Source organism: Mesorhizobium sp. M7A.F.Ca.CA.002.09.1.1, assembly GCF_003998555.1.
GTDB classification, from domain to species: domain Bacteria; phylum Pseudomonadota; class Alphaproteobacteria; order Rhizobiales; family Rhizobiaceae; genus Mesorhizobium; species Mesorhizobium ciceri.
Map to the genome: position 1 here is coordinate 1 of NZ_RZRR01000237.1, position 6650 is coordinate 6650.

Below are 6650 nucleotides of genomic sequence, written 5' to 3' on the forward strand. Positions count from 1 at the left end.
AGGCAAGACAGATCTTTACCGAGATCGGGCGAACCATCGCCCACATGCACAATGTCACAGCAGCCTGGACGCCTCCGTCCGGCTTTGCCCGCCATGCCTGGGATTTCGACGGCTTCTTCGGCGCGAACCCGAATTGGGGGCGTTTCGAGACCTCGCCCTTCCTCGACGGTCCTCGCCGGGAGCTGGTTTTGCGGGCGCGCGAAAAGGCCGTGCGCGCGCTATTGACGTATGAACGCAGTGCCCGCAATTTCGGCATCATCCACGCCGACCTGGTGCGCGAGAATGTGCTCGTCCATGATGGTGCGATCCGCATCATCGACTTCGACGATTGCGGCCATGGCTGGCACATGTACGACCTTGCCGTCGCGCTTTACCAGAACCGCGATGAGGCGATCTATCCGCTGATCGAGGACGCTTTGCTCAAGGGCTATCGGCAGGAGCGCGAACTGACGGCGCGCGACATCGCCGCGCTGCCGCTGTTTTCTGCCTTGCGGGCCTTCGCCTTCCTCGGCTGGGTGCAGAGCCGCGTCGAAGGCGACATCACCAGGGAGGTCGGCTTGCGCATGTCGGCCATCGCAGCCGATGTGGTGATTGCCTATCTGCATGGCGAATAAGGCCGATTGATAAGAACTGGCGGAACCGTCAGCCCTTCGCGAAATGGATGCTGACCGTGCCCGAACTGCCGAAATCGGCGACGATCGTGTCGCCGGGTCGCGCCTCGACCGGACGCACGAACGACCCGGAGAGAACGACCTCGCCGGCAGCGATCGACATGCCGTAGCGGGCGAGCCTGTCGGCCAGCCAGGCAATGCCCATCGCCGGATGGTTGAGCACGCCGGCGCCAAGCCCGGTCTCCTCGACCTCGGCATTGCGCGAAACGATGGCGCCGATCCAGCGCATGTCGGTCTCATCAGGCCGCTGCGGCCGGCCGCCGATGACGATGCCGGCATTGGCGGCATTGTCTGAAATGGTGTCGAAGAAGGTACGCGCCTTCTTCGTCTCCGCATTGACGCGCTCGATGCGCGTATCGAGGATTTCGAGCGCCGGCGTGATGTAGTCGGTGGCGTTGAACACGTCGAAGATCGTCACGCCGGGGCCTTTCAGCGGCGCCTTCATGACGAAGGCGATCTCGGCCTCGACGCGCGGCTGGATAAAGCGGCCGGCCGGAACCGACGCGCCGTCATTGAAGAACATGTCGTCGAACAGCACGCCCGAATCCGGCGTGTCGATGGCGAGCGCATATTGCATCGCCTTGGAGGTGAGGCCGATCTTCCAGCCCTTCGGCTTCAGCCCGGCATCGATCTTGCGCGTCACCAGCGCTGCCTGCACGCGATAGGCATCCTCCATCGTCGCCTCGGGAAAATCGAGGCTGAGCAGCCGGATCTGGCGGCGTGAACGCTCGGCCTCGAACAGCCGTGCCGCGGCGTCTTCCACTTGCTCCGGGGTCATGCTGCTTCCTCGTCGACGACGCTGTTGCGCAGCACGCCGATGCCGTCTGCCTCGACCTCGATGACGTCGCCCGGCTTCAGCCAGATCGGCGGCTCGAAGCGGGCGCCGGCGCCCGTCGGCGTGCCGGTGACGATGATGTCGCCCGGCACCAGCGTGGTGAAGGTCGAGACATAGGCGATAATCTTGCGAAACGAGAAGATCATCCGGCTGGTGCGGTCCTGCTGGCGGATTTCGCCATTGACGCGGGCGGTCAGCGCGATGTCGGCGATCTGCTCCGCGTCGGTGAACGGCACCAGCCAAGGGCCGATCGAGCCGCTGCGGTCGAAATTCTTGCCTTGCGTGACGTTGAACTTGGCATGCCGCACCCAGTCGCGGATGGTGCCTTCATTGCACAGCGACAATGCCGCAATATGGCTGAGCGCGTTGGCCTCGGCAATGCGCCGTCCCGCCTTGCCGATGACGATGACGATTTCGCCCTCATAATCGAGCTGCGGGGATTCCGGCGGCCGCACCAGCGGCGCGCCATGGCCGACGAAGGAGCGGGGAAAACGGACGAACAGCGACGGATTCGAGGGTGCTGCCTGGCCGTCCTTGTACTCCTCGTTGCGGTCCGGATAGTTGACGCCGACGCAGATGATCTTTTCCGGCGAAGGGATCGGAATTTCGTAGGCAATGGCGTCGAGCGGGAAATCGATCGGGAAGGCCTCGGCCTCTTCCGCCAGCCGCCGCAAGGCGCCGGCCTCGATCGCTTCCCGCAGCGTCGGCCACTGGCCGTGGCGCGCCGACAGGTTGATGACACCCTTGCTGGTGACCGCGCCATAGCGCGCCTTGCCGCCGACGGTGAGGGTGGCGAGCCGTGCGTGTTTCATGCTGCGGCTCCGGCAATGGTGGTGGGCGAGGATGGCGCTCTACGGCGCCCCCCTCTGTCCTGCCGGACATCTCCCCCACAAGGGGGGAGATCGGATGTCATCTCTGCCTTCGCCAATTTCCAACGCTGCAACAGAGGCGCTGACCATGGGCCTAGCCAATCTCCCCCCTTGAGGGGGAGATGTCCGGCAGGACAGAGGGGGGCGCCACGGAACGCTGACATCTCCAAAATCCCACTCACGGCGCAATGATCGGCGAAGCCGCCAAATCCGGCTGGCGCGCCTCCGCCCCGGCAAACGCACTGCCCTCCTCGAACCAGCTTTTCGGCGCCGGTGCGCCCCACAGCGTCTGGCGCTGCGGGTCCTTGAGGTCCCACTTGATCGGCTCCAGGTCCGGATCGACCGTCTGGTAGTCCGAACAGTAGATCTCGATACGGTGGTTGTCCGGGTCGCGGACATAGAGGAAGAAGGCGTTGGAGATGCCGTGCCGACCAGGGCCGCGTTCGATGTTCGGCAAATAGCCCGTGGTCGCCATCAGGTCGAGCAGGTCGATGATGTTGAGCGGCGTCGGCACCCAGAAGGCGACATGATGCAGGCGCGGGCCGATGCCGTTGGTGAACGCGATGTCGTGGACGCCGCCCTTGCGATGCGTCCAAGCTGCCCAAAGCTTCCCGGTTGCGGCATCCTCGGTGTATTCGGTGACGCGAAAACCGAGCTCGTTGTAGAAGGCGACGGACTCGTCGACATTGGGCGAGAAGCAGTTGAAGTGGTCGATGCGTAGCGGCTTGACGCCCTTGTAGAGCGCATATTTCTGATGGATCGGCGGCAGCCTTTCCATCTGGGCATAGAACTCCAGCGGAATCCCGTGCGGGTCGCGCGTCCGAAAAGTGCGCGACTGGTAGGGCCGCTCGACCCATTCCACCGGCAGGCCCTTGCCCTTGAAGAAATACTCGGCCTTATCGAGGTCCTCGTCCGAAAAGACCTTGAAGCCGAGGTCGCGCGCTTCCGGCGTCGTCGCCTTGCGCAGCACGATGCAGTGATGGCCACGTTCCTCCATGGCGCGCAGGTAGATGGCGCCTGATGTCTCGTCGGTAACCTGCAGGCCGAGCGTGTCGACATAGAAGGCGCGGGATTTGGCGAGGTCGGTGACAGCCAACTCGACATGGCTGAGGCGCACGATGTTGAAGGCGGGGTAGAGATTGGGTTTGGGCAAGGGCATCCGATTTCCTCCGGTCAGCCGCCGAGTTTCTGGATCGCGTGCGCCGTCGTCGCGAAGGCGACGTTCTTCGTCTCCATGTAGAAGTCGAAGGAATGGTCGCCGCCGTCGCGGCCGATGCCGGAATTCTTGACGCCGCCGAAGGGGGTCGGCAAATGCCGCACGTTCTCGGAGTTAACCCAGATCATGCCGGCCTCCAGCGCATCGGTGAAACGGAAGGCGCGGGTGACGTCAGAGGTCCAGAGATAGCCGGTCAGGCCGTATTGCGTGTCGTTGGCCAGCGCCAGCGCTTCCGCCTCGTCGTTGAACGCAATGGCGCTCAGCACCGGCCCGAAAATCTCCTCCTGCGCGATGCGCATGCCGTTGGTCACGTTGGTGAACAGGGTCGGGCCGACATAACAGCCGCCTCCCGGTCCATCGACCTTGCCGCCGCCGACGGCCAGCGTCGCCCCCTCCGACCTGCCGATGTCGATATAGGACAGCACCTTCTTTTCATGCACCGGATGGATCAGCGGCCCGGCCACCGTTTTCGGATCGAGCGGGTGGCCGACGACGATGCGCTTCGCCCTCTCCGCGACTTTGGCGGTGAAGCTTTCATAGATCGAGGCTTCGACCAGAAGCCGCGACGACGAGGTGCAGCGCTCGCCATTCAGCGAATAGATCATGAATACGGCGGCGTCGGCGGCGCGCTCGAGATCGGCGTCGGCAAAGACGATCACAGGGTTCTTGCCGCCAAGCTCGAAATGCACGCGCTTCAGCGTGCCGGCGCCTTGCTTCATGATCATCGAACCGGTGCGGCTTTCGCCGACAAAACCGATCGCCCTGATGTCGGGATGCTCGGTCAGCGCCTTGCCGGCGTCTTCACCAAGGCCGTTGACCAGGTTCCATACGCCTTTCGGCAGGCCGGCCTCCTCGGCGATCTCGACCAGCAGGCGGGCGGTCAGCGGCGAGAATTCAGCCGGCTTATGAACCACGGTGCAGCCGGCCGCCAGCGCTGGCGCAATCTTCCACGTCGACAGCATGAACGGTGTGTTCCACGGCGTGATGATGCCGACCGGGCCGATCGGAACGCGCGTCGTCATATTGACCTGGCCTGTCGTACGCAGCGTCTCGCCGTCGCGCGCTTCGGGCGCGCGGTCGGCGAAGAAACGGAAATTCTCGGCACCGCGCAGCGCTGCCTTGGCCATGAACTTCAGCGCCTGGCCGGTATCCATGCATTCGACAAAAGCGATCTCCTCGGCGCGCGCTTCGATTGCGTCGGCGATTTTGTGCAGCAGCTTCTTGCGTGCCTCGCCAGGCATGGCTGCCCAGGCTGGGAACGCCGCCTTCGCCGCCTTGGCGGCGCGGTCGATGTCGGCGGCCCCGCCGCGCGCGACGCTTGCCAGCGGCTTGAGGTCGACCGGCGACAGCGTTTCGAACGTCGCGCCATCGAGGGCCGGCACCGCCTCGCCGCCGATCTGGTTCAAAACGCCATCGCGCTTGAAGCGGGCCAGATAGGCCTCGGCCTTTTTCAGATTGCCTTGCAGGTCGGACATGTCGGGTTCCGTCACTTGCCGCGCAGCCGCGGGTGGATTGCGTTTTTCTTCCAGCTGAGCACCGGGTCGATTTCCCGGATTTCGAGCGACAGGGCGAAATGCGGGGTCTCGAACAGGGTGGCAAGGTATTCGCTCACCGCCGCGAAGACAGCCTCGCCGGTCCGCTTCTTCTCGTCCGGGCTGCGGCCGGTGCCGATGCGAAACGACATGTCGAGAAAAGCGTTTTCCGGCAGGCTGTCGGCCATCGCGTAGGCCTCGGCGCGAAAGGCCCGCACCCGCACGGCGCCGGTCTCGAACAGCCCGGTGTCCAGCACTGTGCGCAACACCAGCGCGCACAATTCGTCCATATCGACCTTGGCATCGAGATTGGCCGAATACTCGATGGAGAAGTGAGGCACGGCGCTTCGTTTCCCTGGGTTATTGCTTTGTTGTAGTTAACGCGTTAATTACATGCCGCATCCGCGAAGTCAAGTCTTGCATCGGCCTTGGCGCAACGATACGGGATGGCAGGAACGGGCCCCGGCTGGCGGATTCGGCCGAGGGAAGGCCTGTTTCGATCGCAAGCGTGGGAGGCTCTTTTTTGCTGCCTGAAAATACCCGTCGTTCCCTGCCGATGGCGCTGCTTCATGCCCGCGAAGCGGTGATGGCGCGGTTTCGGCCGATGCTTGCGGCGCATGACGTGACCGAACAGCAATGGCGCGTGCTGCGTGTGCTCAGCGAAGCCGGCCCGGTCGAGGCGACGGAACTTGCCGATCGCGCCTCGGTTTTGCCGCCCAGCCTGACGCGCATCATCAAGGCGCTCGAGGGACGCAAATTCATCACCCGCAACAAGGCCGAAGGCGACGGCCGCCGCGTCGTGCTGACCATTGCGCCTGCCGGCTCCGCCCTGATCGACGCCCTGTCGCCCGAGCGTCGCGTCATCTATGACGACATCGAACAGCGTTTTGGGCATGAGAAGCTGGAGCAGCTCCTCGACCTCTTGGAGAGCTTGATCGACGGCGAGAGCTGAGCGGTCGGTCCTGGCCGTTTCGTCCAGGCTCACCCGCCAAAGCTGCCCAACCGTGTCGGCTGCGTATAATTCCGGTCGACATAGAGCAGGGCCGAGCCGCCGCTGCCGTGCCGGACATCGATGACGCGGCCGATCATGACATTGTGCGTGCCGACGACATGCACGGTCTCGATCTCGCAATCGAAGTTGACGATCGCATCCGACAGCGCCGGCGTGCCGGAGGTCAGCGTCTGCCAGCGCGCCGAGGCGTAGCGCGCCTCCATGTCCCTGGTCGCGCCGGCGAACTTTCCCGCCAGATGCATGTGGTCATGCGTCAGCACGTTGACGCAGAAGCGCCGGTTGGACAGGAACATGGCGGCCTGGGTCGAGCGCCCGTTCATGCACACGAGCAGCGTCGGCGGCTCGTCCGAGACGCTGCACATGGCGGTGGCGGTGAAGCCGCCGCGTCCTGCCGGCCCGTCTGTGGTGACGATGTTGACCGGCGCGCAGACCCTCGCCATGGCGTCGCGGAAATCGGCTTTCGAAATCTGCGTGGCCATGTGATTTCACTCGGCCGTTGAGACAAGCGGAGTGAA

The 6650-nt window shown here is 64.2% G+C and carries 8 protein-coding genes; 2 read left to right on the top strand and 6 right to left on the bottom strand.

Features of this window, described 5'->3' with window-relative positions; genetic code table 11:
* On the top strand, positions 1–614 hold a 614-nt coding region (locus EN994_RS12885; RefSeq protein WP_164745893.1), incomplete at its 5' end, for a phosphotransferase.
* 28 nt (positions 615–642) lie between these two features.
* On the opposite strand, the gene hpaH is transcribed toward EN994_RS12885, so the two are convergent.
* The 5 genes from hpaH to EN994_RS12915 form a co-directional block, all read right to left on the bottom strand.
* A complete protein-coding gene (gene hpaH / locus EN994_RS12890; protein WP_063169698.1) occupies positions 643–1449 on the bottom strand; it encodes a 2-oxo-hept-4-ene-1,7-dioate hydratase in 807 nt (268 codons plus the stop codon).
* The gene (locus tag EN994_RS12895) at positions 1446–2318 is read right to left on the bottom strand and encodes a fumarylacetoacetate hydrolase family protein (protein WP_127307575.1); all 873 of its coding nucleotides are present in this window, start codon (positions 2316–2318) and stop codon (positions 1446–1448) included. The genes hpaH and EN994_RS12895 overlap by 4 nt, the downstream gene beginning before the upstream one ends.
* Positions 2319–2553: 235 nt before the next feature.
* Complete coding sequence (gene hpaD / locus EN994_RS12905) at positions 2554–3534, bottom strand: 3,4-dihydroxyphenylacetate 2,3-dioxygenase (RefSeq protein WP_063169700.1); 981 nt, start codon at positions 3532–3534, stop codon at positions 2554–2556.
* A gap of 14 nt (positions 3535–3548) precedes the next feature.
* Positions 3549–5066 carry a 5-carboxymethyl-2-hydroxymuconate semialdehyde dehydrogenase gene (hpaE, locus tag EN994_RS12910; RefSeq protein WP_063170418.1) on the bottom strand — a complete coding sequence of 506 codons (1518 nt, stop codon included), beginning with the start codon at positions 5064–5066 and terminating at the stop codon, positions 3549–3551.
* A gap of 11 nt (positions 5067–5077) precedes the next feature.
* Positions 5078–5464 (bottom strand): 5-carboxymethyl-2-hydroxymuconate Delta-isomerase, encoded by a 387-nt coding sequence (locus tag EN994_RS12915; protein ID WP_013528543.1) that lies wholly within the window; start codon positions 5462–5464, stop codon positions 5078–5080.
* Positions 5465–5679: 215 nt separating this feature from the next.
* On the opposite strand from EN994_RS12915, the gene hpaR reads away from it, so the two are divergent.
* On the top strand, positions 5680–6075 hold the full coding sequence (gene hpaR, locus EN994_RS12920) for a homoprotocatechuate degradation operon regulator HpaR (protein ID WP_224620863.1): 396 nt from the start codon (positions 5680–5682) through the stop codon (positions 6073–6075).
* 29 nt (positions 6076–6104) lie between these two features.
* On the opposite strand, the gene EN994_RS12925 is transcribed toward hpaR, so the two are convergent.
* The gene (locus tag EN994_RS12925) at positions 6105–6614 is read right to left on the bottom strand and encodes a flavin reductase (RefSeq protein ID WP_013528541.1); all 510 of its coding nucleotides are present in this window, start codon (positions 6612–6614) and stop codon (positions 6105–6107) included.
* Positions 6615–6650: the final 36 nt, after the last annotated feature.

Bases quoted from the DNA above. Each gene is read 5' to 3' on its own strand.
- hpaH (WP_063169698.1), bottom strand. From the start codon at position 1,449: ATGACCCCGGAGCAAGTGGAAGACGCCGCGGCACGGCTGTTCGAGGCC.
- EN994_RS12895 (WP_127307575.1), bottom strand. From the start codon at position 2,318: ATGAAACACGCACGGCTCGCCACCCTCACCGTCGGCGGCAAGGCGCGC.
- hpaD (WP_063169700.1), bottom strand. From the start codon at position 3,534: ATGCCCTTGCCCAAACCCAATCTCTACCCCGCCTTCAACATCGTGCGC.
- hpaE (WP_063170418.1), bottom strand. From the start codon at position 5,066: ATGTCCGACCTGCAAGGCAATCTGAAAAAGGCCGAGGCCTATCTGGCC.
- hpaR (WP_224620863.1), top strand. From the start codon at position 5,680: ATGGCGCTGCTTCATGCCCGCGAAGCGGTGATGGCGCGGTTTCGGCCG.
- EN994_RS12925 (WP_013528541.1), bottom strand. From the start codon at position 6,614: ATGGCCACGCAGATTTCGAAAGCCGATTTCCGCGACGCCATGGCGAGG.